This window comes from Rhizobium sp. BK098 (assembly GCF_014193155.1).
Lineage (GTDB): Bacteria > Pseudomonadota > Alphaproteobacteria > Rhizobiales > Rhizobiaceae > Rhizobium.
The window spans coordinates 1-1,405 of the sequence record NZ_JACHYY010000053.1 but is presented as its reverse complement, the minus strand read 5'-3'; the positions used below and the strand labels follow the sequence as shown (position 1 = coordinate 1,405).

Genomic DNA, 1,405 nt, shown 5'->3' with positions numbered 1-1,405 from the left:
GATATCGCGCAGATTGGTGATCTCGCCTTTCATGCCGGGAAAGGCCGTGGCGATCACGCCGGAGCCTGCCGCGCCGAAACCCGAAACTGGCTTGCTATTGATGTAGATATCGGCAAGCGTGCCTTCGACGGCAACGAGGCGCAGCACCTTGGTTCTGGCGATATCCTGCGCCGGCACATAGACACGGGAGCTGACAAAACCCTTATCGAGATAGAGATGCGTCAGGTCTCGCAGCAGCGCGTTGATCTCGCCGACGCCGACGCAGCGGTTCGCATAACCTGCGGTGACCTTGTCGATCGCGCCGGCCGAAAACTGCGTGACGCCTTCAACCTCGATATGGGTGATGGCAAAGCACGGGCCGGACTTGCCGCCACCGGCCTTTTCCGGCTGCGGAACTTCGGCCGGAGAAGGCTTCGGCGTCATCTGACCCAAGCTCTGCAGCCGCTGCTGCTCGGCTTCCTGCGCCTGACGGCGCGCGAAGTCGTCATTCGGCGATTGCTGTGCGGCAGCCTGGGCCGAAACCAGGATCACCGACAGCAACACGGTGGCAAACGGCACAATGAATGACGACTTCGAAAAGCACCGGCCGCTCCGCGCAGGAGGCGACCCTAAAGCCAGTGTCATGAGCTATTCCCACCGTCCGCTTACTTCGAGGCGGGCTTCTGCAGCGCATCGAGCGCCGCCGACAATCCCTTCAGCGAGAACTTGATGTTGACTTTCTGGCCATTCATCATCTGGACATGACCGGTGCCATCCGAGGCCTTGGAAAGGGCCGACACCATCTTGGCATCCAGCTTCTGCTGCGCCCAGCAGCCCGCCTGATTGCAGTTGCGGTAGACCAACTGCACGACGGGCTTGTCGCTTGCATCGATGCTAAGCCCGGCGGGAATGTACATATTGAGTGGCACGAGCGTGGTTAGCACCAGTTCACTGGCAGGCTGCTTTGCCGCCTTCTTGTCCGTTGAGGTGGGAGCAGGCACCTTCGCAACCGCGAGCGTCAAAACGTTGACATCCTGGTCGCCCTGCTTGACCGTTGCAATCTGCGCGACTTCGCAGCTGTCGGCTGCAGCGCCATCCGCTGCCTTGCCGTCGATGCAGCGATAGTACCAGTCGTCAAACTTCTGCACCCGCGCCTGTGGCGCTGGCTTTTGTTCTTCTGTTTGAGGGGCCGCGCTCTGGGCAGAACCGACGCTGGACGGCGTGTTGGCAGCCGCCGGAACGGGCTGTTCCTGCGCCATCATTGGGAAAGCAAACAACGTCGAAGAAAGAAAAACTGCCGAAGTCAGAGTCTTGAAGAAAAGAGTCTTATTGGCGGGGGACATACAAATTACCCAAAGTCAAAGCCATTCGCTTGCGCAAGGCGTACCTTGCTCAATCGGCATGTCGGTCAAAATTCAGGAAGATT

3 protein-coding genes are annotated in these 1,405 nt (G+C 59.4%); 1 reads left to right on the top strand and 2 read right to left on the bottom strand.

The annotated features are described in order from the left end of the window. On the bottom strand, positions 1-558 hold a 558-nt coding region (locus tag FHT73_RS29305; RefSeq protein WP_348648175.1), incomplete at its 3' end, for a POTRA domain-containing protein. An 86-nt stretch (positions 559-644) separates the two neighbouring features. After that, positions 645-1,127: an invasion associated locus B family protein gene (locus FHT73_RS29300; RefSeq protein WP_348648176.1), complete on the bottom strand. Its 483-nt coding sequence runs from the start codon at positions 1,125-1,127 to the stop codon at positions 645-647. A gap of 76 nt (positions 1,128-1,203) precedes the next feature. Here FHT73_RS29300 and FHT73_RS29700 point away from each other — a divergent pair. Continuing rightward, positions 1,204-1,405: hypothetical protein (locus tag FHT73_RS29700; protein WP_246712285.1), on the top strand; the 202-nt coding region annotated here is incomplete at its 3' end.